The organism is Streptomyces olivochromogenes, assembly GCF_021538895.1.
Classification (GTDB): Bacteria; Actinomycetota; Actinomycetes; order Streptomycetales; family Streptomycetaceae; genus Streptomyces; species Streptomyces olivochromogenes_A.
This window is the reverse complement of record NZ_JADDRL010000096.1, coordinates 12,590-34,928: the sequence shown is the minus strand read 5'-3', so window position 1 is coordinate 34,928 and position 22,339 is coordinate 12,590. Positions and strand designations below refer to the sequence as shown.

21 protein-coding genes are annotated in these 22,339 nt (G+C 70.2%); 10 read left to right on the top strand and 11 right to left on the bottom strand.

What is annotated here, in order from left to right:
• The 3 genes from IPZ69_RS35035 to IPZ69_RS35025 all read left to right on the top strand — a co-directional run.
• Positions 1 to 1,628 (top strand): outer membrane protein assembly factor BamB family protein (locus IPZ69_RS35035; RefSeq protein WP_235458720.1); only part of this gene is annotated, 1,628 nt, incomplete at its 5' end.
• Between the two features lie 124 nt (positions 1,629 to 1,752).
• The gene (locus IPZ69_RS35030; protein ID WP_235458719.1) at positions 1,753 to 3,651 is read left to right on the top strand and encodes an outer membrane protein assembly factor BamB family protein; all 1,899 of its coding nucleotides are present in this window, start codon (positions 1,753 to 1,755) and stop codon (positions 3,649 to 3,651) included.
• A 275-nt stretch (positions 3,652 to 3,926) separates the two neighbouring features.
• Positions 3,927 to 4,610, top strand: a complete 684-nt coding sequence (locus tag IPZ69_RS35025) for a helix-turn-helix transcriptional regulator (RefSeq protein ID WP_235458718.1) — start codon at positions 3,927 to 3,929, stop codon at positions 4,608 to 4,610.
• A gap of 64 nt (positions 4,611 to 4,674) precedes the next feature.
• On the opposite strand, the gene IPZ69_RS35020 is transcribed toward IPZ69_RS35025, so the two are convergent.
• Both IPZ69_RS35020 and IPZ69_RS35015 read right to left on the bottom strand, forming a co-directional pair.
• Positions 4,675 to 5,061: a hypothetical protein gene (locus tag IPZ69_RS35020; RefSeq protein WP_235458717.1), complete on the bottom strand. Its 387-nt coding sequence runs from the start codon at positions 5,059 to 5,061 to the stop codon at positions 4,675 to 4,677.
• A 21-nt stretch (positions 5,062 to 5,082) separates the two neighbouring features.
• Positions 5,083 to 6,804, bottom strand: a complete 1,722-nt coding sequence (locus tag IPZ69_RS35015) for a sodium:solute symporter family protein (RefSeq protein ID WP_235458716.1) — start codon at positions 6,802 to 6,804, stop codon at positions 5,083 to 5,085.
• 126 nt (positions 6,805 to 6,930) lie between these two features.
• Between IPZ69_RS35015 and galT the strand changes: the two genes are divergently transcribed.
• Genes galT through galK form a run of 3 tightly spaced genes read left to right on the top strand, consistent with a single transcriptional unit; the run spans position 6,931 to position 10,120 of the window.
• Complete coding sequence (gene galT, locus IPZ69_RS35010) at positions 6,931 to 7,992, top strand: galactose-1-phosphate uridylyltransferase (RefSeq protein WP_235458715.1); 1,062 nt, start codon at positions 6,931 to 6,933, stop codon at positions 7,990 to 7,992.
• Positions 7,989 to 8,957 (top strand): UDP-glucose 4-epimerase GalE, encoded by a 969-nt coding sequence (gene galE, locus IPZ69_RS35005; RefSeq protein ID WP_235458714.1) that lies wholly within the window; start codon positions 7,989 to 7,991, stop codon positions 8,955 to 8,957. The genes galT and galE overlap by 4 nt, the downstream gene beginning before the upstream one ends.
• Positions 8,957 to 10,120: a galactokinase gene (gene galK, locus IPZ69_RS35000; protein ID WP_235458713.1), complete on the top strand. Its 1,164-nt coding sequence runs from the start codon at positions 8,957 to 8,959 to the stop codon at positions 10,118 to 10,120. The genes galE and galK overlap by 1 nt, the downstream gene beginning before the upstream one ends.
• Positions 10,121 to 10,280: 160 nt before the next feature.
• Here the strand turns inward: galK and IPZ69_RS34995 are convergent, their stop codons facing one another.
• The gene (locus IPZ69_RS34995; protein WP_235458724.1) at positions 10,281 to 10,736 is read right to left on the bottom strand and encodes a GNAT family N-acetyltransferase; all 456 of its coding nucleotides are present in this window, start codon (positions 10,734 to 10,736) and stop codon (positions 10,281 to 10,283) included.
• A 260-nt stretch (positions 10,737 to 10,996) separates the two neighbouring features.
• On the opposite strand from IPZ69_RS34995, the gene IPZ69_RS34990 reads away from it, so the two are divergent.
• Entirely contained in the window at positions 10,997 to 11,764 is a 768-nt protein-coding gene (locus IPZ69_RS34990; protein ID WP_235458712.1) for a LuxR C-terminal-related transcriptional regulator, read from the top strand.
• Here the strand turns inward: IPZ69_RS34990 and tamR are convergent.
• On the bottom strand, positions 11,723 to 12,220 hold the full coding sequence (gene tamR, locus IPZ69_RS34985; RefSeq protein ID WP_235458711.1) for a MarR family transcriptional regulator TamR: 498 nt from the start codon (positions 12,218 to 12,220) through the stop codon (positions 11,723 to 11,725). The genes IPZ69_RS34990 and tamR overlap by 42 nt on opposite strands.
• Positions 12,221 to 12,339: 119 nt before the next feature.
• Here tamR and IPZ69_RS34980 point away from each other — a divergent pair, with 119 nt between their 5' ends.
• Together IPZ69_RS34980 and IPZ69_RS34975 are read left to right on the top strand one after the other, a co-directional pair.
• Positions 12,340 to 13,152, top strand: a complete 813-nt coding sequence (locus IPZ69_RS34980) for a trans-aconitate 2-methyltransferase (protein ID WP_235458710.1) — start codon at positions 12,340 to 12,342, stop codon at positions 13,150 to 13,152.
• Between the two features lie 2 nt (positions 13,153 to 13,154).
• The gene (locus IPZ69_RS34975) at positions 13,155 to 13,517 is read left to right on the top strand and encodes a VOC family protein (RefSeq protein ID WP_235458723.1); all 363 of its coding nucleotides are present in this window, start codon (positions 13,155 to 13,157) and stop codon (positions 13,515 to 13,517) included.
• Between the two features lie 54 nt (positions 13,518 to 13,571).
• Here the strand turns inward: IPZ69_RS34975 and IPZ69_RS34970 are convergent, their stop codons facing one another.
• Positions 13,572 to 14,246, bottom strand: a complete 675-nt coding sequence (locus IPZ69_RS34970; protein WP_235458709.1) for a TetR/AcrR family transcriptional regulator — start codon at positions 14,244 to 14,246, stop codon at positions 13,572 to 13,574.
• Positions 14,243 to 15,253: an acyl-CoA desaturase gene (locus IPZ69_RS34965; protein ID WP_235458708.1), complete on the bottom strand. Its 1,011-nt coding sequence runs from the start codon at positions 15,251 to 15,253 to the stop codon at positions 14,243 to 14,245. Before IPZ69_RS34965 ends, IPZ69_RS34970 begins: the two co-directional genes overlap by 4 nt.
• Before the next feature lie 300 nt (positions 15,254 to 15,553).
• On the opposite strand from IPZ69_RS34965, the gene ppc reads away from it, so the two are divergent.
• A complete protein-coding gene (gene ppc, locus IPZ69_RS34960; protein ID WP_235458707.1) occupies positions 15,554 to 18,307 on the top strand; it encodes a phosphoenolpyruvate carboxylase in 2,754 nt (917 codons plus the stop codon).
• 63 nt (positions 18,308 to 18,370) lie between these two features.
• Here ppc and IPZ69_RS34955 read toward each other — a convergent pair whose 3' ends face one another.
• The 5 genes from IPZ69_RS34955 to IPZ69_RS34935 form a co-directional block, all read right to left on the bottom strand.
• A complete protein-coding gene (locus IPZ69_RS34955) occupies positions 18,371 to 19,063 on the bottom strand; it encodes an LPXTG cell wall anchor domain-containing protein (protein WP_235458706.1) in 693 nt (230 codons plus the stop codon).
• 123 nt (positions 19,064 to 19,186) lie between these two features.
• Positions 19,187 to 19,690, bottom strand: coding sequence for a hypothetical protein (locus IPZ69_RS34950; RefSeq protein ID WP_235458722.1), 504 nt, complete (start codon positions 19,688 to 19,690; stop codon positions 19,187 to 19,189).
• A gap of 53 nt (positions 19,691 to 19,743) precedes the next feature.
• Positions 19,744 to 20,346 (bottom strand): aminoacyl-tRNA hydrolase, encoded by a 603-nt coding sequence (gene pth, locus IPZ69_RS34945; RefSeq protein WP_235458705.1) that lies wholly within the window; start codon positions 20,344 to 20,346, stop codon positions 19,744 to 19,746.
• Positions 20,347 to 20,451: 105 nt separating this feature from the next.
• A complete protein-coding gene (locus IPZ69_RS34940) occupies positions 20,452 to 21,048 on the bottom strand; it encodes a 50S ribosomal protein L25/general stress protein Ctc (RefSeq protein ID WP_235458704.1) in 597 nt (198 codons plus the stop codon).
• Positions 21,049 to 21,252: 204 nt separating this feature from the next.
• Entirely contained in the window at positions 21,253 to 22,233 is a 981-nt protein-coding gene (locus tag IPZ69_RS34935; RefSeq protein WP_235458703.1) for a ribose-phosphate diphosphokinase, read from the bottom strand.
• Positions 22,234 to 22,339 lie beyond the last annotated feature (106 nt).

Genomic DNA, 22,339 nt, shown 5'->3' with positions numbered 1-22,339 from the left:
ACCCGCAGCAGCAGCAGCCCGGCCCCTACGCGCAGCCCGGTCCCTACGCCGCGCCCGGCCCGTACGGGCAGCCGCAGCAGCCGGGTGCGTACGGACAGCCGCAGCAGCCGGGCCCGTACGGCCAGCAGCCCGGTTACGGCTATCCGCAGCAGCCGCAGTTCCCGGGCGCGCCCGGCACGCCGCCCGGCGGCCCCAAGAGCCCGTTCAAGGGGAAGCCCGCGGTGATCACCGCGGCCGCGGTGGCGGCGCTGCTGGTCGTCGGCGTCGGCTTCTACGTGGCCCGTGGCGGCGACGACGACGGCCGGAAGAAGCCGGTGGCCGGCAAGAGCGACGACCCCAAGCCCTCCGCCTCCGACAGTCCGGTCAACCCCGGTGACGGCAGCGGCGACGGCGGTGCGGACCCGGACAACCTCAACGAGGGCCGCAAGCCCGGCGAGGCGAAGGTGCTCTGGTACAAGTCGGCACCGGACGCGCCCGGTTCCGGCGCCGACGCGCCCGGCATGTGGATCACGGACAAGACGGCGGTCAAGGCGGCGTACAAGCAGGTCTTCGGCTACCGCGTGGGCAGCGGCGACCCCGCCTGGGCCCCGATCACCTTCCCCACGAAGATCTGCGCGGTCACCCCGGAGAAGTCGGCCGACAACAAGGTCGTCGTGGCGTACATGAGCGGCACCAGCGACCGCGCCAAGTGCAACAAGCTCCAGGTGGTCAACCTCGACTCCGGCGCGAAGGGCTGGAGCGGCGAGGTCGCCGACGGCGCGCTGTTCGACAGCGCCATCAGCATCGAGCTGACCATCAGCGGCAAGACCCTGATGGTGGGCCGCTCGCAGTCGGGCACGGCGTACGACCTCGCCAGCGGCCGCAAGCTGTTCGACAAGAAGAAGTACGGCACCAACTGCTTCCCGACCGCGTTCGCGGGTGGCCCCGACAGGCTGATCTCCGTGGCCTCCTGCGACGCCTCCGGCAGCAACGAGCACGACGAGATCCAGGAACTCGACCCGACCACCGGCAGGGCCAAGTGGACCCAGCCGGTGAAGAAGGGCTGGCGGGTCGCCCGGACCTACTCGCTCGACCCGCTCGTGGTCTACCTGACCAACGAGGACAAGAAGGCCTGGAACGTCTCCACCTTCACCCCGGGCGGCAAGTTCCGCTCGGAGGTCGGCGTCGACGAGCACTTCGCCCCCCGGTGCGGCTGGGCGATCCTCGAACGCGACCTGCAGGGCTGCCAGGGCGTCGCCGTCGACGCGGACACCCTCTACCTGCCCACCGACGCCACCACCGGCGCCAACGAGATCGTCGCGATCAACCTGGCCAACGGCAAGGAGAAGTGGCGGGTGAAGTCCCCGGCGGACGAGTCGATGACGCCGGTGAGGGTGGAGGGCGGCCAACTCGTCGCGTACGTCCATCCGTCGTACGACGCGGGCGGCGAGATCGTGTCCATCCCGACCACCGGCAGCGCCCACAAGCCGACGAAGCTGCTGCAGAACCCCGCGAGCACCGCGGAGATCGAGGACACCTTCTACGACGGTGCCGTCGACTGGGTCGGCGGACGCTTCTACATCTCCTCCACCCGGCTGTCCGGCAACGACGACGACAAGGAGAAGCTGATGCTTGCCTTCGGCAAGTGATCCCCCCTTCTCCGGTGACTCCGTCGCCCTCCCGTCGCCTTCCCGGCGGCTTCGCCACCTGCGCCATCCGCGCCACCAGCGCCGCCTTCGTCGTCCCTTGCGTCACTTCCGAGGTTTACCTGCCATGACCCAGCCGCCTCCGCCGCCCAACCAGCCCCCGCAGCAGGGCGGTTTCGGCCCGCCCCAGGACCAGCCGCCGCAGCAGCCCGGGCAGCCGCCCGCGGCCGCTCCGGCGCCTCAGGCGCCCCAGGACACCCCTCCGGCCCCGCAGACCCCGCCGGACCTCCAGAAGGCGTCCCAGCCCGGGTACGGCTACCCGCAGCAGGCCCCGCAGACGCCCCCGCCGCCGCCCGGCTACGGCTACCCGCAGGGGCCCCCGGCCCCGCAGGCCGGACAGACGCCGCCCCCGGGCTACGGCTACCCCGGCCAGCAGCCGAACCCGTACGCCCAGCCGAACGCCTACGGACAGCCGAACGCGTACGGGCAGCAGCCGACCGCGTACGGCCAGCCCGGCTACGGCTACCCGGGCCAGCCCACCATGCCGATGCAGCCGCAGGCCGGCCCGCCGGGCAGTGGCGGAGGCAAGTCCAACACCTCGCTCGTCATCATCGTCTCGGCGCTCGTGGCGATCGCCCTGATCGCCGCCGGCGGCTTCTGGTACGCGAGCTCGTCCGGCGACGACGGCAAGAACAAGAAGCACGAGACCGCGAGCTCCAGCGGCGGTACGGCCGGCACGGGCGGCGCGAACGGCGGCACGACCGGCGGCAAGGAGAACGTGCCCGCCGACACCGCCTCCAAGCTCCTCTTCCAGGTCCCGCTGCCGAAGGCGAACGACACGGTCGTCACCTCGGGTTCGTGGCTCACCGACAAGGTGTACGCCAAGACCGGCATCGCCGAGATCGTGGGCTACGACCCCGACAAGGGCTCGAAGCTGTGGACGATCAAGCTGGCCGGCCCGGTGTGCGCGGTGACCGACCACGTGACCGAGGACGACCGGACGGCGATCGTCTACCAGCCGAAGATGCCCGCGAAGAGCTCCTCGGCGGGTTGCACCCAGGTCGCCGCGATCGACCTGGCCGCGGGCAAGAAGCTGTGGTCGAAGCCGGTCAACTCCGGTGACTACCCGATCAACTTCGAGAATGTGACGGTCGCCCAGCACACCGTTGCCGTGGGCAGCACCAACGGCGGCGCGGCCTTCGACATCGACTCCGGCAAGCCGCTGTGGAAGCCGAAGCAGACCGACAGCTGCTACGACGCGGGTTACGGCGGCGGCGCGAAGCTGGTGGCGCTGCGCAAGTGCGGCGAGTACGACAACCGGCAGCTGCACGTCCAGAACATCGACCCGAAGTCCGGGAAGGTGATCTCCGAATACAAGATGTCCGCGGGCATCGAGTACGCCAGCATCGTCTCGACGGACCCGCTGGTGGTGGCCGCCGACGTCGGCGACAGCGCGGGCGACGGCAGCGGCATCTCGGACTACTTCTCCATCGACAACAAGACCGGAAAGCTGCGCACCCGGATCTCGGCGCCGGGCGACTCGTACGGCGGGCGCTGCGACGGCATCTCCCGCATCGAGTTCTGCAAGCAGATCGTGGTCGGCAACGACAAGCTGTACGTGCCGACGGAGGAGCACGACGGCACCGGCGACTACAGCAAGACCAACGAGATCGTCGCCTTCGACCTGGGCACCGGCAAGCAGACGGGCCAGCGCGCCGACGCCGGCGACGGCTACACGATCTCCCCGCTGCGCATGGACGGCGGCAACCTGATCGCGTACAAGCGTCCGCCGTACGACAAGGGCGGCCAGATCGTCAGCATCGCCGGCGGCTCCTTCAAGGAGACCAAGCTGCTGCAGAACCCGGCCACTGAGAAGGAGCGGGACGCGGAGACCAGCATGCTGCCGGACTACGCGGAGATCCGCTACTCGGAGGGGCATCTGTACATGTCGGCCGTCTTCGCCCACAAGTCGGACTCCACGTACGGCAAGGAGTACCTGGTGGTGGCATTCGGCGCGGGCGGCTGAGCGCGCGCCCCCTGGCGGCCGACGGCCCCGTCCCTGGTCAGGGGCGGGGCCGTACGCGTACCGCTCATCACCCTCGAATGCGAGCAATGCCAGAAATTCCGTCGATCCGGGGCACTTCTCATCAGTAGGGGCAGCGCAACGTCGAACAAGCGTGTAGCTTCCGGGGGCATGAAGGACGAGGTGCCGGGGGGCCCTCTGTCCATGAGTACCAGTGGGCATCCATAGTGGGGCATCCATTGGGGGGACTGGGGGGTTGCTCTGTGGGAGTGCGGCTCATGGTGGTCGACGACCACCGATTGCTCGCCGAGGCGCTGGCCTCGGCGCTCAAGCTGCGCGGGCATCGGGTGCTCGCGGCGGCGGCGCCGGCCGCGGGCGCCGCGGAGTTGGTGATCACGCGGGCCCCCGAGGTGTGCCTGCTGGGGACGGCGGCGCCGGCCGAGCCGGGGGTCTTCGACCCGGTGGTGCGGATCAAGCGGGAGCGTCCGCAGGTCGCGGTCCTGGTGCTGGGGCCGGTGCCGTCACCGCGCGGGATCGCGGCCGCGTTCGCGGCGGGCGCCTCGGGCTACGTACGGCACGACGAGCGCATAGAAGGCGTCGAGCGGGCGATCATGAAGGCGCGGGCGGGCGAGGCGGCCGTGGCGCCGCAGCTGCTGCAGGGGGCGTTCAGCGAACTCCTCAACCCGGCGGCGCAGCCCGACGACGAGGGTCAGCGCCTGCTCCAGATGCTCACCCCGCGCGAGGTGGAGGTCCTGGTCCGGGTCGCCGACGGCGAGGACACCCGGCTGATCGCCGCGGGCATGGGCATCGCCCCCTCCACCGCCCGCACCCACGTCCAGCGCGTCCTGATGAAGCTCGGCGTCGGCTCCCGGCTGGAGGCGGCGGCCCTGGCGGCCCGCACGGGCTTGCTGGACCGCGCGGGCCCGATGCCGAACTCGGCGGCGCCGCACGGGGACTCGTAGGGTCGCGCGTCCGCCGTCCACAGGGGCCCGGAGTCCGGTGCTCCGCGCCCCTGTGGGCGGCGCGCTACTCGGCGGCCGGCTTGTCGTCCGGTGCGGTGTCGGGCAGCGGCGGCGGTGTGGGGCGCAGCTTCAGCCAGGCCAGGAAGAAGAGGCCCAGCAGGAGCATGCCGATGCCGGTCCACAGGTTGATGTTGACGCCCTCGGCCTTGTCGATGGCCGCGTCGGAGGCGGTGATGCCGGCGATCGTGACCATGACGCCGTAGAGGACGAACAGGCCGCCGATGATGCGGCGCAGGTCGAAGATGCGGGCCGCGGTCGTGGACCTGTGCTCCAGGTCCAGAACCTCCCGCTGGAGGTCCCGCTCGGTGAAGCCGGAGTACCCGAAGTCCTCGGGGCGCTCGGGGCCGTCGGGGCCGTCGGGACGGTCGCGGTGCTCGGGGTGGTCGGACATGGTGTCTCCATCCTCCCGCGGTCAGAGCGAGAACGGGATGTAGCAGGCGGCGGCGATGATCACCGCGCCCCAGCCCAGCAGGGCCGGCTTGCGGTACCAGGCGTCGTCGCCGGCGGCGGGCGGCTCGGCCATGCCGGGCGACCGGGTGCCGTAGACGAGGCCCTCCAGCTCCTCGGCCGACTTCGGCGAGGTGAACAGCGACACCACGAACATCACGATCCCGCCGGCGACGAAGCCCGCGATCGCGGAGACGAAGTTGGCGCCCTGGTCGGTGGGGATGTCGATGATGTGCCGCTTGTACATCACGAAGTAGTTGACCATCGCGGTCACGGTCCCGGCGAGCAGGCCCCAGAAGCCGGACTTCGCGGACGCGCGTTTCCAGAACATGCCGATGATGAAGGCCACGAACATCGGCACGTTGAAGAAGGAGAACAGCGTCTGCAGGTAGGCCATGATGTTCGAGAACGAGGACGCGAGGAACGCCGTGCCGATCGAGGCCATCACGCCGATCGCCGTGATCAGCCGGCCGAAGCGGACGTAGTACTCGTCCTCGCGGTGCCGGACCACGTACTTCGACCAGATGTCGTTGGTGAACACGGTGTTGAACGACGAGACGTTTGCCGCCATGCCGGCCATGAAGGCGGCCAGCAGACCGGTCACCGCGATGCCGAGCACGCCGTTGGGCAGCAGCTCCTGCATCAGGTAGGGGATCGCGTCGTTGTACTGCAGGCCCGAGGCGCTGGTGCCGATCTTCGGGACGAGCGCCGCCGCGACCAGACCCGGGATCATCACCAGGAAGACGATGAAGATCTTCGGGTACGCGGCGATCAGCGGCGTGCGCTGCGCGGCGGAGAGGTTCTTCGCGGACAGGGCGCGCTGCACCTCGGCGAAGTTCGTCGTCCAGTAGCCGAAGGACAGCACGAAGCCCAGGCCCAGGATGATCGTCAGCCAGTTCGCGCCCAGCGGGTTGGGGCTGCCGATGCCGGTGCCGCCCCAGGCGGTGACGAAGTCGTGCCCGTGCAGGACGGTGAGCCGGTCCGTCAGGCCGCTCCAGCCGCCGACCTTCCTGAGGGCGAGCACCGTGATCGGGATCAGCGCGGCCAGGATCACGAAGAACTGGAGCACCTCGTTGTAGATCGCGGAGGACAGGCCGCCCAGGGTGATGTAGGCGAGGACGAACAGGCCGGCGACCACGATCGCCACCCACTGGGGCCAGCCGAGCAGCGCCTCCACGACGATCGCCAGGGCGTAGAGGTTCACCCCGGCGATCAGGATCGCGGCGAAGGCGAACAGGATCGAACTCAGCAGATGTGCCCACTTGTCGAAGCGCAGCAGCAGGAACTCGGGGACCGAGCGCACCTTGCTGCCGTAGTAGAAGGGCATCATCACGAGGCCGAGAAAGACCATGGCGGGGATGGCACCGATCCAGTACCAGTGGACGGTGTAGGCGCCGTACTGGGCGCTGTTGGCGGCCATGCCCAGGATCTCGGTGGCGGCCAGGTTGGCCGAGATGAACGCGAGACCGGTGATCCAGGCCGGCAGTGAACGCCCGGACAGGAAGAAGTCGAGGCTGGTCTTGACCGAGCGGCGGGCCGCGAAGCCGATGCCGAGCACGACGACGAAGTAGATCGCCAGGATCGTGTAGTCGAGCCAGTTCGTGGGGAGCCGCAGCTCGGCCGCCAGCGCGGGAAGGGCTTCCCGGGCCGTGTGGGCGGGTGTGAGGGGGAATGTGGGGGTTTGCACACCGTCATTCAACACGTCCGCTCATACACCTCCTCTGATTGCGATGTTGACTGCCCTGGTGAGTTGTGTTTTGGTGTGTGCGTTTCTGTTTGATGGTTGCGTGGTGGCTCGGATAGGGAGTCCGCAGTGAAGAAGACCTCGACTCGACTGGCCGACGGTCGTGAGTTGATCTACTACGACCTGCGGGACGACGCCGTGCGCGACGCGGTGGACCGACGACCGCTCGAGCGCACCGTGACCACCTCCGCGATCCGCCGCGACCCGCTGCTCGGCGACTCGGTCGCGATCGCCTCGCACCGGCAGGGCCGCACCTATCACCCGCCCGCCGACGAGTGCCCGCTGTGCCCCTCCCGGGACGGCCGGCTGAGCGAGATCCCGGACTCCTCCTACGACGTCGTCGTCTTCGAGAACCGCTTTCCGTCGCTGGCCGGCGACTCCGGCCGGTGCGAGGTCGTCTGCTTCACCTCCGACCACAGCGCCTCCTTCGCCGATCTGAGTCAGGAGCAGGCGCGCCTGGTGCTGGACGCGTGGACGGACCGGACCTCGGAGTTGTCGCATCTCCCCTCCGTCGAGCAGGTGTTCTGCTTCGAGAACCGCGGCGAGGAGATCGGCGTGACGCTCGGTCACCCGCACGGCCAGATCTACGGGTACCCCTTCACCACGCCTCGCACCGCCCTGATGCTGCGCTCCCTGGCCGCACACCGGGAGGCGACCGGCGGGGAGAACCTCTTCGACGCCGTCCTGGAACGGGAACTCGCCGGTGAGCGGGTCGTCCTTGAGGGTGAACACTGGGTGGCCTTCGTGCCGTACTCCGCACACTGGCCCTACGAGGTCCACCTGTATCCGAAGCGCCGTGTGCCCGATCTGCTCGCCCTCGACGAGGCGGCACGCTCAGAGTTCCCCAAGGTTTATCTGGAACTCTTGAGGCGCTTCGACCGTATCTTCGGCGAGGGTGAACCTCCGACGCCCTACATCGCGGGCTGGCACCAGGCCCCGTTCGGCGCGCTGGAGGAGTTCGACGGTGTGGGCCGCGACGATTTCGGTCTTCACCTTGAGCTTTTCACCATCCGCCGCACTTCCGGCAAGCTGAAGTTTCTCGCGGGTTCCGAATCCGGCATGAGTGTGTTCATCAACGACGTGCCGCCGGAGCGCGCGGCCGAGCGACTGCGAGAGGTAGCGAGTACATGAGCGGCAAGTATCTGGTGACCGGCGGCGCGGGCTATGTCGGCGGCGTGGTCGCCCAGCACCTGCTGGAGGCCGGGCACGAGGTCACCGTCCTCGACAACCTCTCCACCGGCTTCCGCGAGGGCGTCCCGGCCGGCGCCGCCTTCGTCGAGGGCGACATCCGCGACGCCGGCAAGTGGCTCGACTCCTCCTACGACGGCGTCCTGCACTTCGCGGCCTTCTCCCAGGTCGGCGAGTCGGTCGTCAAGCCCGAGAAGTACTGGGACAACAACGTCGGCGGCACCATGGCGCTGCTCGGCGCGATGCGCGAGGCCGGCGTGCGCAAGCTGGTCTTCTCCTCCACGGCCGCGACCTACGGCGAGCCCGAGCAGGTCCCGATCGTCGAGACCGCGCCGACCCGGCCCACCAACCCCTACGGCGCCTCCAAGCTCGCCGTCGACCACATGATCACCGGCGAGGCGGCCGCCCACGGCCTGGGCGCGGTGTCGCTGCGCTACTTCAACGTGGCGGGCGCCTACGGCGCGTGCGGCGAGCGGCACGACCCCGAGTCGCACCTGATCCCCCTGGTCCTCCAGGTCGCCCAGGGCCGCCGCGAGGCGATCTCGGTCTTCGGCGACGACTACGCGACGCCGGACGGCACCTGCGTGCGCGACTACATCCACGTCGCGGACCTGGCCGAGGCCCACCTGCTGGCCCTGACGGCCGCCCGGCCCGGCGAGCACCTCATCTGCAACCTCGGCAACGGCGAGGGCTTCTCGGTCCGCGAGGTCATCGAGACCGTCCGCCAGGTCACCGGCCACCCGATCCCCGAGGTCGTGGCCCCGCGCCGGGGCGGCGACCCCGCCGTCCTGGTCGCCTCGGCCCGGGCCGCCCGCGAGCGCCTCGGCTGGAACCCGTCCCGCACGGACCTCGCGGGAATCGTCGCGGACGCGTGGGAGTTCGCGCAGAAGATCGCAAGGGAGAACTAGTGGGGGCACAGCAGGTCCGGGAGGGCTTCGCCGCGCTGTACGGCGCAGCACCGGAGGGAGTCTGGTCGGCGCCGGGCCGGGTCAACCTGATCGGCGAGCACACCGACTACAACGACGGCTTCGTCATGCCGTTCGCGCTGCCGCACGCAACGACGGCGGCGGTCTCGCGCCGCGACGACGGTGTGCTGCGCCTGCACTCGGCGAACCTCGCGGGTGACGCGGGCGGGGTCGTGGAGCTGTCGCTGGACGCCCTGGAGCCGCAGAGCGACCGGAGCTGGACGGCCTACCCGGCGGGCGTGGTCTGGGCGCTGCGCGAGGCCGGCCACCCGGTCACCGGCGCGGACATCCACCTGGCCTCGACGGTCCCGAGCGGCGCCGGCCTGTCCTCGTCGGCGGCCCTGGAGGTCGTGATCGCCCTCGCCCTGAACGACCTGTTCGGGCTCGGCCTCCAGCGCTGGCAGCTGGCCCGCCTGTGCCAGCGCGCCGAGAACGTCTACGTCGGCGCGCCCACCGGGATCATGGACCAGACGGCATCGGCCTGCTGTGAGGCCGGGCACGCCCTGTTCCTCGACACCCGCGACCTGTCCCAGCGGCAGATCCCCTTCGACCTGGCCGCCGAGGGCCTGCGCCTGCTCGTCGTGGACACCCGGGTCAAGCACGCGCACAGCGACGGCGAGTACGGCAAGCGGCGGGTCGGCTGCGAGAAGGGCGCGGCGCTGCTGGGCGTGGACGCGCTGCGGGACGTGCCGTACGACGGACTGGACGAGGCACTGGCCCGGCTCGGCGACGACGAGGAGGTACGCCGCCTCGTGCGCCACGTCGTGACCGAGGACCAGCGCGTCGAACGCGTCGTGGCCCTCCTGGAGTCGGGCGAGACGCGCGCGATCGGCCCGGTCCTCACCGAGGGTCACGCCTCCCTGCGCGACGACTTCCGCATCTCCTGCCCGGAACTGGACCTCGTGGTGGACACCGCGCTGGCCGCCGGTGCCCTCGGCGCCCGGATGACCGGCGGCGGCTTCGGCGGCTCGGCGATCGTCCTGGCGGAGGCCGCCGAGGTCGACACCCTCGGCAAGGCCGTCGAAGAGGCCTTCGCGGCGGCGGACTTCACCGCACCGCGGGTGTTCGAGGCGGTACCGGCGGCGGGGGCCCGACGGGTGAGCTGAGCCCTCGTACGGTGCGGTCCGTGCGCGGCTGAGTCTTCGCACGAGACCGTGAGCGACCGGCCCCGTGCGCGTGAGCGCGTACGGGGCCGACGCGTGTCCGGCGCGGACCCTGGACCGGCGGCGGTCAGAGGCAGCCCCAGGCGCAGCCTCGTGCCGGGACTCAGACGAGTGTCTTCGTCAGCGTGTACTCCGTGAGTCCAGGCGGGTAGTCCTCGATCACGCACACCACCTGGTAGCCCTGCTTCCGGTAGAAGTCCGGCGCCTGGAAGTTCCACGTCTCCAGGCGGGCGGAGCGGCAGCCGCGGTCCCGGCGGGCGACGCGTTCGGCCTCGCCGAGGAGCCGGGAGCCGAGGCCCGCACCGCGGTGACGGTCGTCGACCCAGAGATAGGTGACGTGCAGCCAGGATGCCCAGGTGTGGCCGACGAGGCCGCCCGCCAGTTCGCCCGCCTCCGTCGACGCCCAGACGTGGAGGGGGACCTCGCGTTCGGCGGGGGTGCCGCGCAGCGCCGCCAGGACGGGGGAGGCCTTGGTGTTGGTGTCCAGCAGCCGGGAACGGAGAAGATCGCGCCTCGCCTTGTCGACTTCCGTCTCAATACGAAACATGCGGCACACCATAAACGTGCTGGACAGCCAGTTCTGCAAATTACCTTCCGCTCCCGGCCACCGGCCGTACCCTGATGAACAGCACCGGTGGGGGCCGGTGTTGATCAGGGGGCGAGACAGTCGGGTACGACGCCCGCGGTGGGGGTAGCAGTGTCTGCACGGCGGCGGCCGTGCGGTTTCCGTCACCCGTGGGAGTCGTACCCGCGCCGGTCGGCGTTCTCCGGACGATGGGGTGTCCCCTGCTCCTTTCGGAGCTTGGGCTAGGGGGTTTCATGGTTCGCATCCGAGTCCTGGTCGTCGACGACCACCGTATCTTCGCCGAGTCGCTGGCCGCGGCGCTTGCCGCCGAGCCCGACGTCGACGTCGCCGCGGCCGGCAGCGGTCCGGCCGCGCTGCGCTGCCTGGAACGGGCGGCCACCGAGGGCCGCCGCTTCGACGTCCTGCTCGTCGACGCCGACCTGGGCGGCCATGTGCCGGGCATACGGCCGGCCGTGCCGGTGCAGGAGGGCAACGAGGAGGGACTGGTCGACGGGATCTCGCTGGTCGTCGGCGTCCGTTCGGCGCAGCCCGGCGTACGCACCGTCGTCCTCGCCGAGAAGGACGATCCCCGGCGCGCGGCCCTGGCCCTGCAGGCCGGCGCCTGCGGGTGGGTGGCCAAGGACTGTTCGCTGTCCCGGCTGCTCAACGTGATCCGGGGCGTGCTGCGCGACGAGACCCATCTGCCGCCCGCCCTGCTCACCGGCGTCCTGCGCGAGCTGACCGCGGCCCGCAAGCACCGCACCGAGAGCGAACGGCTGGTGGAGTCCCTGACCCCGCGCGAGCGGGAGGTGCTGCGCTGCATGGTCGCCGGGCTCGGCCGCAAGGCTGTCGCCGAGCGGCTGTTCCTCTCTCCGCACACGGTGCGCACCCACATGCAGAACGTCCTCGGCAAGCTGGGGGTCCACTCCACCCTCGCCGCCGTCGCCCTGGCCCGCCGCGCGGGCGTGGGACCGGTCGACCTAGCCGGGGATGTTGTCGAACGGGGCGGTCAACTGGCGTAGCAGCGCGGCCAGTTCGCCGCGCTGGGCGCGGGAGAGTTCCGCGAGGATCGCGCGTTCCTGGTCCAGCAGACCCGCCAGGGCCTGGTCCGCGCGGTCCTGCCCCTCCGCCGTCAGCCGGACCAGCACGCCGCGCCGGTCGCTCGGGTCGGGCAGCCGCTCCACCAGGCCCTTCTTCGCCAGCCGGTCGATACGGTTGGTCATCGTGCCCGAGGTGACGAGGGTCTGCGTCAGCAACTGTCCCGGCGAGAGCTGGTACGGGGTTCCCGCGCGCCTGAGCGCGGTCAGGACGTCGAACTCCCAGGGCTCCAGCTGGTGCTCGGCGAAGGCCAGCCGACGTGCCCGGTCCAGGTGCCGGGCCAGCCTGCTCACTCGGCTCAGCACTTCGAGCGGTTCCACGTCGAGGTCCGGGCGCTCCCGGCGCCACGCAGCGACCAGCCGATCGACCTCGTCCTCCATGACGATCAGTGTAGTGGTTGTGTCGACATGAAGTCTCTTGACGTCCATCCTCTCGATGGTCATTATCTTGATATCAAGTCTCTTGATGTCGAGCTAAATGGATCGGGAAGGTTACGCGCATGAATTCCCCCACGTGGGACCCCGCCCAGTACCTCCGGCACGCGGGCCACCGGGCCCGCCCCTTCGCCGACCTCCTCGCCCGCATCCCCGGCCTGCCCGGCGACCCGCCCCGCATCGCCGACCTCGGCTGCGGCCCCGGCAACGTCACCGCCGTCCTCGCGGAGCGCTGGCCCACCGCGCACATCACCGGGTACGACAACTCGCGCGCCATGCTCGACAAGGCGCTCGTGGAGTACGCGGGCCCCACCCCGGGCGGCGGCAGCCTCGACTTCGCCGACGCCGACCTGCGCACCTGGGCGCCGACCGGGACGTACGACCTGATCGTCTCGAACGCCGCGCTGCACTGGGTCCCCGGCCACCTTCAGGCCCTGCCCGTCTGGCTGGACGCCGTCGCCCCCGGCGGCAGCTTCGCCTTCCAGGTCCCCGACAACATCGACGCGCCCCTGCACGCCCTGATGCGCGAACTCGCCGCCACACCCCGCTGGCGGGCCCGGCTCGCCGACGTCCTGCGCCACGAGGACTCCGTGCACGCCCCCGGCGTCTACCTCGACCGGCTCGCCCGCCTCGGCTGCGCGGCCGACGTGTGGCAGACGACGTACTTCCACGTCCTCCAGGGCGAGGACCCCGTCCTGGACTGGGTCAAGGGCACGGGACTGCGGCCCGCCCTCACCGCCCTGGCCGACGACCTTGAGGCCAGGGACGCGTTCGTGACGGAGTACCGGGACCTGCTGCGGGAGGCCTACCCGAGCGCCCCGTACGGCACCGTGCTGCCCTTCCGCCGGCTGTTCGCCGTGGCCACGAAGGAGAAGTGAGCGTGCTCGCCGCCGTCGACCACGTCCAGCTCGCGGCCCCGCCCGGCTCCGAGGACCTGCTGCGGCCGTTCTACGTGGACGCGCTCGGCATGACCGAGATCCCCAAGCCGCCGGTCCTGGCCGCGCGCGGCGGCTGCTGGTTCTCGGCCGGGGCCGTCCAGCTGCACCTGGGCATCGAGGACGGCTTCCGCCCGTCGGGAAAGGCCCACCCCGGACTGCGGGTCACGGACATCGAGGCGTACGCCGTCCGGCTCGCGGCCCACGGCGTCGAGCTCACCTGGGACGACGACCTGCCGGGCCACCGGCGCTTCTACGCCCGGGACCCGGTCGGCAACCGCCTGGAGTTCCTGGAGCCGACCGGCTGACATCGTCGGCACAGCTGTCGGCCGACGTCGTCGTCACCGTCCCGGGCGGACCCGTCAGCTCTTCCGGTGCCCGATCAGCCGCGGCTTCGGCTCCAGCCCGTCCAGGCCGTGCCACGCCAGGTTGACCAGATGGGCCGCCACCTCCGCCTTCTTCGGGCGGCGGACGTCCAGCCACCACTGGCCGGTCAGCGCGACCATGCCGACCAGCGCCTGGGCGTACAGCGGAGCCAGCTTCGGGTCGAAACCGCGGCTCTTGAACTCGCGGCCCAGGATGTCCTCGACCTGGGTGGCGATGTCCGAGATCAGCGAGGCGAAGGAGCCCGTGGACTGGGGGATGGGGGAGTCGCGCACCAGGATCCGGAAGCCGTCCGTGTACTCCTCGATGTAGTCGAGGAGCGCGAAGGCGGCCTGCTCGCACAGCTCGCGGGGGTGACCCGCGGTCAACGAGCCGGTGACCATGTCGAGGAGCCGGCGCATCTCGCGGTCCACCACCACCGCGTACAGGCCCTCCTTGCCACCGAAGTGCTCGTACACCACCGGCTTGGACACCCCGGCCTTCGCCGCGATCTCCTCCACCGACGTGCCCTCGAAGCCCTTCGCCGCGAAGAGGGTGCGACCGATCTCCAGAAGCTGCTGGCGGCGCTCGGCACCGGTCATACGGGTGCGACGCGCTCGCCGCGGCTTGTCGGTGCTGGGGGTGCTGGAGTCGGTCGCCACGGCGTCAATCATGCCGCGTTCTCGGCCTCCGACCCGCGCCGGGAGCCGCCTTCCTCGGTGTTGCGGCGCGAATCGATACGTGAGCGTGACGGCCAGCGCACGTCGTACGCCCAGCCGAGCAGCTCGAACCAGCGGATGAACCGCGCCGACGAGTCCACCTGACCCCGCTCCACACCGTGCCGCGCCGACGTCGGGTCGGCGTGGTGCAGGTTGTGCCAGGACTCACCGCACGACAGGACGGCCAGCCACCACACGTTGCCGGAGCGGTCCCGGGACTTGAACGGGCGCTTTCCGACCGCGTGGCAGATCGAGTTGATCGACCACGTCACGTGGTGCAGCAGCGCCACCCGCACGAGTGAACCCCAGAAGAAGGCGGTGAACGCGCCCCACCACGACATCGTCACCAGACCGCCGATCAGCGGCGGCAGGGCCAGGGAGAGCATCGTCCAGTAGATGAACTGGCGGGAGATCGTCCGGATCGCCGGGTCCTTGATCAGATCCGGCGCGTACTTCTCCTGCGGCGTCTGCTCCTCGTCGAACATCCAGCCGATGTGCGCCCACCACAGGCCCTTGATCAGCGCCGGAACCGTCTCCCCGAACCGCCACGGCGAGTGCGGGTCACCCTCGGCGTCGGAGAACTTGTGGTGCTTGCGGTGATCGGCGACCCAGCGGACCAGCGGGCCCTCGACCGCCAGCGACCCCATGATCGCCAGCGCGATCCTGAGCGGCCGCTTCGCCTTGAAGGAACCGTGGGTGAAGTAGCGGTGGAAACCGATCGTGATGCCGTGGCAGCCCAGGAAGTAGAAGAAGACCAGCAGGCCCAGGTCCAGCCAGCTCACCCCCCAGCCCCACGCCAGCGGTACCGCCGCCAGCAGCGCGAGGAACGGCACGACGATGAACAGCAGCAGCGTGAGCTGTTCGATCGAGCCCTTCTGCTCGCCGCCCAGGGTGGCGGAGGAAACGGAGGTGTCGTTGTTCGCCTGCGGGGCGTCGTCGATCACATCGGAACTCGTGGTCATGGGCGTCCCCTGTGGGGTCGAGGGTGGAGAGGGGCGCCGGGTCGCGGCGACCGAGCGGGACTGTATCCCGAGTTCCCTACGGTTCCGTAACCTACGGCGACGTAAGTATGGCAGCGCGGTGTCCAGCGACAAGAGCCTGTGAGCCTGCGCGTCCGCATGGACACCTATCCTTGGATCGGTCGGACAGCGCGGTCCGCTCTGTTTCCTTCCCGGATGTCCGGCCCGTATGCGGCTCACGCCGCTCGGCAGACGCCCGGGTTCCCTCCCAGACGAGCTTCAACACTGCAAGGAGCCGCACCTGTGAGCAGTGCCGACGACCTGACTACCCAGTCCACAACAACCAGCACCGAGCTGCGCGCCGACATCAGGCGACTGGGTGACCTCCTCGGCGAGACCCTTGTCCGGCAAGAGGGCCCCGAGCTGCTCGAACTGGTCGAGAAGGTCCGCCGCCTCACCCGCGAGGACGGCGAGGCCGCCGCCGAGCTGCTGCGAGGCACCGAACTGGAGACCGCGGCCAAGCTGGTCCGAGCCTTCTCCACGTACTTCCACCTCGCCAACGTCACGGAGCAGGTCCACCGCGGCCGCGAGCTGCGTGCCCGCCGCGCCGCCGAGGGCGGCCTGCTGTCCCGCACCGCCGACCGCCTCAAGGACGCCGACCCCGAACACCTCCGGCAGACCGTCGAGCACCTGAACGTGCGCCCGGTCTTCACGGCGCACCCCACCGAGGCCGCGCGCCGGTCGGTCCTCAACAAGCTCCGGCGCATCGCCGCGCTTCTGGAGACCCCCGTCATCGAATCGGACCGCCGGCGCCTCGACACCCGGCTGGCCGAGAACATCGACCTCGTCTGGCAGACCGACGAACTGCGCGTCGTACGCCCCGAACCCACCGACGAGGCCCGCAACGCGATCTACTACCTGGACGAACTGCACGCCGGCGCCGTCGGCGACGTCCTCGAAGACCTCACCGCCGAACTGGAACGCGTCGGCGTCAAGCTCCCCGACGACACCCGCCCGCTCACCTTCGGCACCTGGATCGGCGGCGACCGCGACGGCAACCCCAACGTCACCCCCGCGGTGACCTGGGACGTCCTCATCCTCCAGCACGAGCACGGCATCAACGACGCCCTGGAGATGATCGACGAGCTGCGCGGCTTCCTGTCCAACTCCATCCGCTACACCGGCGCCACCGACGAACTCCTGCGGTGCCTCCAGGACGACCTGGAGCGCCTGCCCGAGATCAGCCCCCGCTACAAGCGTCTCAACGCCGAGGAGCCCTACCGGCTCAAGGCCACCTGCATCCGGCAGAAGCTCGTCAACACCAAGCGGCGCCTCGCCAAGGGCACCGCGCACGAGCCCGGCCGCGACTACCTCGGCACCGCCGAACTGCTCCACGACCTGCGGATCATCCAGACCTCGCTGCGCGTGAACCGCGGCGCCCTGTTCGCCGACGGCCGCCTGGCCCGCACCATCCGCACCCTGGCCGCCTTCGGCCTCCAGCTCGCCACCATGGACGTACGCGAACACGCGGACGCCCACCACCACGCCCTCGGCCAGCTCTTCGACCGCCTCGGCGAGGAGTCCTGGCGCTACGCCGACATGCCCCGCGAGTACCGGGCCAAGCTCCTCGCCAAGGAACTGCGCTCCCGCAGGCCCCTCGCCCCCACCCCGGCACCCGTCGACGCGGCCGGCGAGAAGACCCTCGGCGTCTTCCTCACCGTCAAGAAGGCCCTGGAGGTGTTCGGACCCGAGGTCATCGAGTCGTACATCATCTCCATGTGCCAGGGCGCCGACGACGTCTTCGCCGCCGCCGTCCTCGCCCGCGAGGCCGGCCTCGTTGACCTGCACGCCGGCTGGGCCAAGATCGGCATCGTCCCGCTGTTGGAGACCACCGACGAGCTCAAGGCCGCCGACACCATCCTGGAGGACATGCTCTCCGACCCGTCCTACCGCCGCCTGGTGGCACTGCGCGGGGACGTCCAGGAGGTCATGCTCGGCTACTCCGACTCCTCCAAGTTCGGCGGCATCACCACCAGCCAGTGGGAGATCCACCGCGCCCAGCGCCGCCTGCGCGACGTCGCCCACCGCTACGGCGTCCGACTGCGCCTCTTCCACGGCCGCGGCGGCACCGTCGGCCGCGGCGGCGGCCCCTCGCACGACGCGATCCTCGCCCAGCCCTGGGGCACCCTGGAGGGCGAGATCAAGGTCACCGAGCAGGGCGAGGTCATCTCCGACAAGTACCTCATCCCCTCCCTCGCCCGGGAGAACCTGGAACTGACCGTGGCGGCGACGCTGCAGGCCTCCGCCCTGCACACCTCCCCGCGCCAGTCCGTGGAGGCCCTCGCCCGCTGGGACGCGGCCATGGACGTCGTCTCCGACGCCGCCCACGCCGTCTACCGCAAGCTGGTCGAGGACCCCGACCTGCCCGCGTACTTCTTCGCCTCCACCCCCGTGGACCAGCTCGCCGACCTGCACCTCGGCTCGCGGCCGTCGCGGCGGCCCGACTCCGGCGCCGGGCTCGACGGGCTGCGCGCCATCCCGTGGGTGTTCGGCTGGACCCAGTCCCGGCAGATCGTCCCCGGCTGGTTCGGCGTCGGCTCGGGACTGAAGGCGCTGCGCGAGGCGGGCCTGCGGCAGGAAGGGGACACCGTCCTCGGCGAGATGCACGAGCAGTGGCACTTCTTCCAGAACTTCATCTCCAACGTGGAGATGACCCTGGCCAAGACCGACCTGCGGATCGCCCAGCACTACGTCGACACCCTCGTCCCCGACGAGCTCAAGCACGTGTTCGACACCATTCGTGCCGAGCACGAGCTCACCGTGAGCGAGGTGCTCCGCGTCACCGGGGAGAAGGAACTGCTCGACGCCCAGCCCGAACTGGAGCAGACCTTCTCCATCCGCGACGCCTACCTGGACCCGATCTCCTACCTCCAGGTCGCCCTGCTCAAGCGGCAGCGCGACGCGGCGGCCGCCGGCGAGGAGGCCGACCCGCTGCTGTCCAGGGCCCTCCTGCTGACCGTCAACGGCGTGGCGGCGGGCCTGCGCAACACCGGCTGACCGCGCCCACACCATGACGGTGCCCCCGTGCCGCGTCTGCGGCACGGGGGCACCGTTCGTCTGTCAGCCCTGGACCTTGCGGCGCCGGAACGCCAGGTAGCCGCCCGCGCCGACCAGCGCGGCCGCGACACCCGACAGCAGCCCCACCGGGGCGCCGTTGCCCGTCTCGGCCAGGCCGCCCGAGCCACCGCCCGGCGCGGACGGCGACGACGCGGCCGGCGCCGTCGACTCGCTTCCGCCCGCCGACTCGCTGGGGGACGCGCTCGGGGACGCGGAACCGGACGGGCTCGCCGACTGACCGGCGGAGGAACTCGGCGACGCGGACGGCGTCGTACCGCCGCCCTCCGAGTCGGCGCAGTCCGTCCAGAACACCTTGTGCTTGGCCGCGCCCTTCTCGCCGTCGAAGTTCCAGAACAGCTTGTAGTGGCCGTCGGGCAGCGACAGGTCCTGGGTACGGCCGTGTCCCTCGCCGTCCAGGGTGATGGCGCCGGACTTCACGGTCTCGCCCTTCGGGGCGGCCGTGGGAGCCCACGCCTCGATGTGCCAGTCGACCTTCTGCACGCCGTCGAAGCCGAAGGCGTCCAGGTAGAACGTGCAGACGTGCGGTTCGTTGCGGCGCAACTCCTCGCCCGTCTTCGCATCGTGGATCTTCACTGTGCCGTTGTCACCCGGAGAGGTGGCGTAGGCGGAAGGGGCGGCGAACAGCGCGGCCGCCGAGACGGCGCACAGGGCGCCGGCGCGAGTGAGGGTTCGCATGGGGCAGTCCATCTTCGAGTTACGGACGGGAAGATGTGGAGGGGGCGGCTCAGCTTCCAGCCCCGACTGACCCGCGGTCAATCACGAACACACAACACTCGGATTCCATCAGGCCCACAGGGCTCAGATCACCGCGAACGCCGCCGTCAGCAACACGGCCCCGGCCCCCGCCAGCACCCACGCCGCCCGCGTCCGCCGCAGCCCGCCCGCGACGACCACCGACGCCAGCAACAGCGCCCCGCCGAACGGCACCCACGCGTACAGCACCCCGGCCGGACCGGAACGGACGACCTCATCGGTACCGGGCTTGATCACGACCGTGTACGTCTGCCCCCGCCGCACCGCCACCGTCTTCTCGATGACGACCTGCCGCCGCGCCCCCGCCCCGTCGGACAGCGGCGTGAACGGCCCCGTGCAGGTGTCCTCCCCGCACCGCGTCACCTCGATCGTGCCGCGCTCGCGGCCCTTCGTCAGCATCACGTGCTGCGCGGTCGACCAGGAACCGAACACACCCGCGATCAGGATCAGAACGGCGACCGTACCCATCGCCGCGAGCTGCCCGAACCGCAGCGCGGCGGCCGAGGCCTGACGGGAGGAGATGGCTGAGGCAGGCATGGCCGGGATCATTGGCCATGCCCGCACGCCCGGTCAACTCCGGCCGGGTCCACGGGGCGGACAAGTCAGGAGTTGTACGAGCTTTGCGCCCGCTCCAGCCCCTCGATCACCACACACTCCACCGCGTCCGCCGCCCGGTCCACGAAGTAGTGCAGCTCCTTGCGCTCCGCCGACGCGAAGTCCTTCAGCACGAAATCGGCCACCTGCATACGACCCGGCGGACGCCCGATCCCGAACCGCACCCGGTGATAGTCCGGCCCCATCGCCTTCGTCATCGACTTCAGCCCGTTGTGCCCGTTGTCCCCGCCGCCCAGCTTCAGCCGCAGGATCCCGTAGTCGATGTCCAGCTCGTCGTGCACCGCCACGATGTTCGCGAGCGGCACCTTGTAGAAGTCACGCAGCGCGTTGACCGGGCCGCCCGACAGGTTCATGTACGACATCGGCTTGGCCAGGACGACACGGCGGTTCGCTGGCCCGGGCGGACCGATCCGCCCCTCCAGAACCTGTGCCTGCGCCTTCCCGGCGCGCTTGAACTTCCCCCCGATCCGCTCGGCCAGCAGATCGGCCACCATGAACCCGACGTTGTGCCGGTTCATCGCGTACTCGGGTCCGGGATTACCCAGGCCTACGATCAGCCACGGGGCATTGGCGGGGGTGCTCACGTCCATGTCTCCTCGATACGTGCCGACGATACGCGCCGGTACGTCTTCTTGATACACGCCAGCCGCCGTCCCCGACGGGAACAGCGGCTGACAGAACGACGACGGCGAGGATCAGGCCTCGGCGACCTCTTCGCCCTCGGCGGCCTCGCCCTCGACGGCCTCCTCGGCCTGCGCGGCCAGGACCTGGAGGACGACGGCGTCCTCGTCGACGGCCAGCGTGACACCGGCGGGCAGGGTGATGTCCTTGGCCAGGACCGAGGAACCGGCCTCCAGACCCTCGACGGACACCGTCACGCCCTGGGGGATGTGCGTGGCCTCGGCCTCGACCGGCAGCGCGTTCAGGACGTGCTCCAGCAGGTTGCCACCGGCGGCCAGCTCACCCTCGGCGTGGACCGGGATCTCGACCGTGACCTTCTCGCCGCGCTTGACCAGCAGCAGGTCGACGTGCTCCAGGAAGCCCTTGACCGGGTCGCGCTGCACGGACTTCGGGATCGCCAGCTCGTTGGACTTGCCGTCGATGTCCAGGGAGATCAGGACGTTCGGCGTACGCAGCGCCAGCAGCAGGTCGTGGCCCGGAAGGGTCAGGTGCAGCGGGTCCGAGCCGTGGCCGTACAGAACGCCGGGAACCTTCGAGTCACGGCGGATACGACGGGCGGCACCCTTGCCGAACTCGGTACGGGTCTCGGCGAAGATCTTGACCTCGGACATGATCACTCCTCGTAGTACATAGGGAACGAACGTGGTCACCCGGCCACGAACGGCCTGCTACGAAGAGCGCGTCGATAACGGATCGCCGTACCCCGTTGGAACGGGAACGGCCTCCCTCGCCGAGCAACTGCAGCAGTCTACTCGGAGGGGAGGCCGGACCCAAAAGGATCTTCAGAGGCCGCGGGATCCGCTAGTGCAGAAACCTCACTGCTCGTCGAAGAGGCTCGTCACCGAACCGTCCTCGAACACCTCACGCACCGCGCTCGCGATCGTCGGCGCGATCGACAGCACCGTGATCTTGTCCAGCTCACGGCTCAGCTCACCCGGCGTCGGCAGCGTGTTCGTGAACACGAACTCACCCACCCGGGAGTTCTTCAGCCGGTCCGCCGCCGGACCCGACAGCACACCGTGCGTCGCCGTCACGATGACGTCCTCCGCACCGTGCGCGAACAGCGCCTCCGCCGCCGCGCAGATCGTCCCACCCGTGTCGATCATGTCGTCGACCAGGACACACACCCGGCCCTTGACCTCACCCACGACCTCGTGGACCGTGACCTGGTTCGCCACGTCCTTGTCGCGCCGCTTGTGCACGATCGCCAGCGGCGCACCCAGCCGGTCGCACCACCGGTCCGCCACCCGCACACGACCCGCGTCCGGCGACACGACCGTCAGCTTGTCCCGGTCCACCTTCCGGCCCACGTAGTCCGCCAGCAGCGGCAGCGCGAACAGGTGGTCCACCGGACCGTCGAAGAAGCCCTGGATCTGGTCCGTGTGCAGATCCATCGTCAGGATCCGGTCCGCACCCGCCGTCTTCATCAGGTCCGCGATCAGACGCGCCGAGATGGGTTCACGTCCACGGTGCTTCTTGTCCTGCCGGGCGTAACCGTAGAACGGCACAATCACCGTGATGGAACGCGCCGACGCGCGCTTCAGCGCGTCGATCATGATCAGCTGCTCCATGATCCACTTGTTGATCGGAGCCGTGTGGCTCTGGATCAGGAAGCAGTCCGCACCACGCGCCGACTCCTGGTACCGCACGTAGATCTCGCCATTGGCGAAGTCGAAGGCCTTCGTCGGGACGACCCCGACACCCAGCTGCTGGGCGACCTCCTCGGCAAGCTCGGGGTGGGCGCGGCCGGAGAAGAACATCATCTTCTTCTCGCCGGTCGTCTTGATCCCGGTCACAGCACTGTCTCCTCAGAGGTGTCACAGCTGGGTGTCCAGCGACCTCTCGGCTGGGCGTGAGAGGCCGTCTCAGCTGGTGGGGTGCGGGTGTGCACTTATCACGGTA

Coding starts and splice junctions, on each gene's coding strand:
- IPZ69_RS35030 (WP_235458719.1), top strand. CDS start 1,753: ATGACCCAGCCGCCTCCGCCGCCCAACCAGCCCCCGCAGCAGGGCGGT.
- IPZ69_RS35025 (WP_235458718.1), top strand. CDS start 3,927: ATGGTGGTCGACGACCACCGATTGCTCGCCGAGGCGCTGGCCTCGGCG.
- IPZ69_RS35020 (WP_235458717.1), bottom strand. CDS start 5,061: ATGTCCGACCACCCCGAGCACCGCGACCGTCCCGACGGCCCCGACGGC.
- galE (WP_235458714.1), top strand. CDS start 7,989: ATGAGCGGCAAGTATCTGGTGACCGGCGGCGCGGGCTATGTCGGCGGC.
- IPZ69_RS34995 (WP_235458724.1), bottom strand. CDS start 10,736: ATGGTGTGCCGCATGTTTCGTATTGAGACGGAAGTCGACAAGGCGAGG.
- IPZ69_RS34990 (WP_235458712.1), top strand. CDS start 10,997: ATGGTTCGCATCCGAGTCCTGGTCGTCGACGACCACCGTATCTTCGCC.
- tamR (WP_235458711.1), bottom strand. CDS start 12,220: ATGGAGGACGAGGTCGATCGGCTGGTCGCTGCGTGGCGCCGGGAGCGC.
- IPZ69_RS34980 (WP_235458710.1), top strand. CDS start 12,340: ATGAATTCCCCCACGTGGGACCCCGCCCAGTACCTCCGGCACGCGGGC.
- IPZ69_RS34970 (WP_235458709.1), bottom strand. CDS start 14,246: ATGATTGACGCCGTGGCGACCGACTCCAGCACCCCCAGCACCGACAAG.
- IPZ69_RS34965 (WP_235458708.1), bottom strand. CDS start 15,253: ATGACCACGAGTTCCGATGTGATCGACGACGCCCCGCAGGCGAACAAC.
- IPZ69_RS34955 (WP_235458706.1), bottom strand. CDS start 19,063: ATGCGAACCCTCACTCGCGCCGGCGCCCTGTGCGCCGTCTCGGCGGCC.
- IPZ69_RS34950 (WP_235458722.1), bottom strand. CDS start 19,690: ATGATCCCGGCCATGCCTGCCTCAGCCATCTCCTCCCGTCAGGCCTCG.
- pth (WP_235458705.1), bottom strand. CDS start 20,346: ATGGACGTGAGCACCCCCGCCAATGCCCCGTGGCTGATCGTAGGCCTG.
- IPZ69_RS34940 (WP_235458704.1), bottom strand. CDS start 21,048: ATGTCCGAGGTCAAGATCTTCGCCGAGACCCGTACCGAGTTCGGCAAG.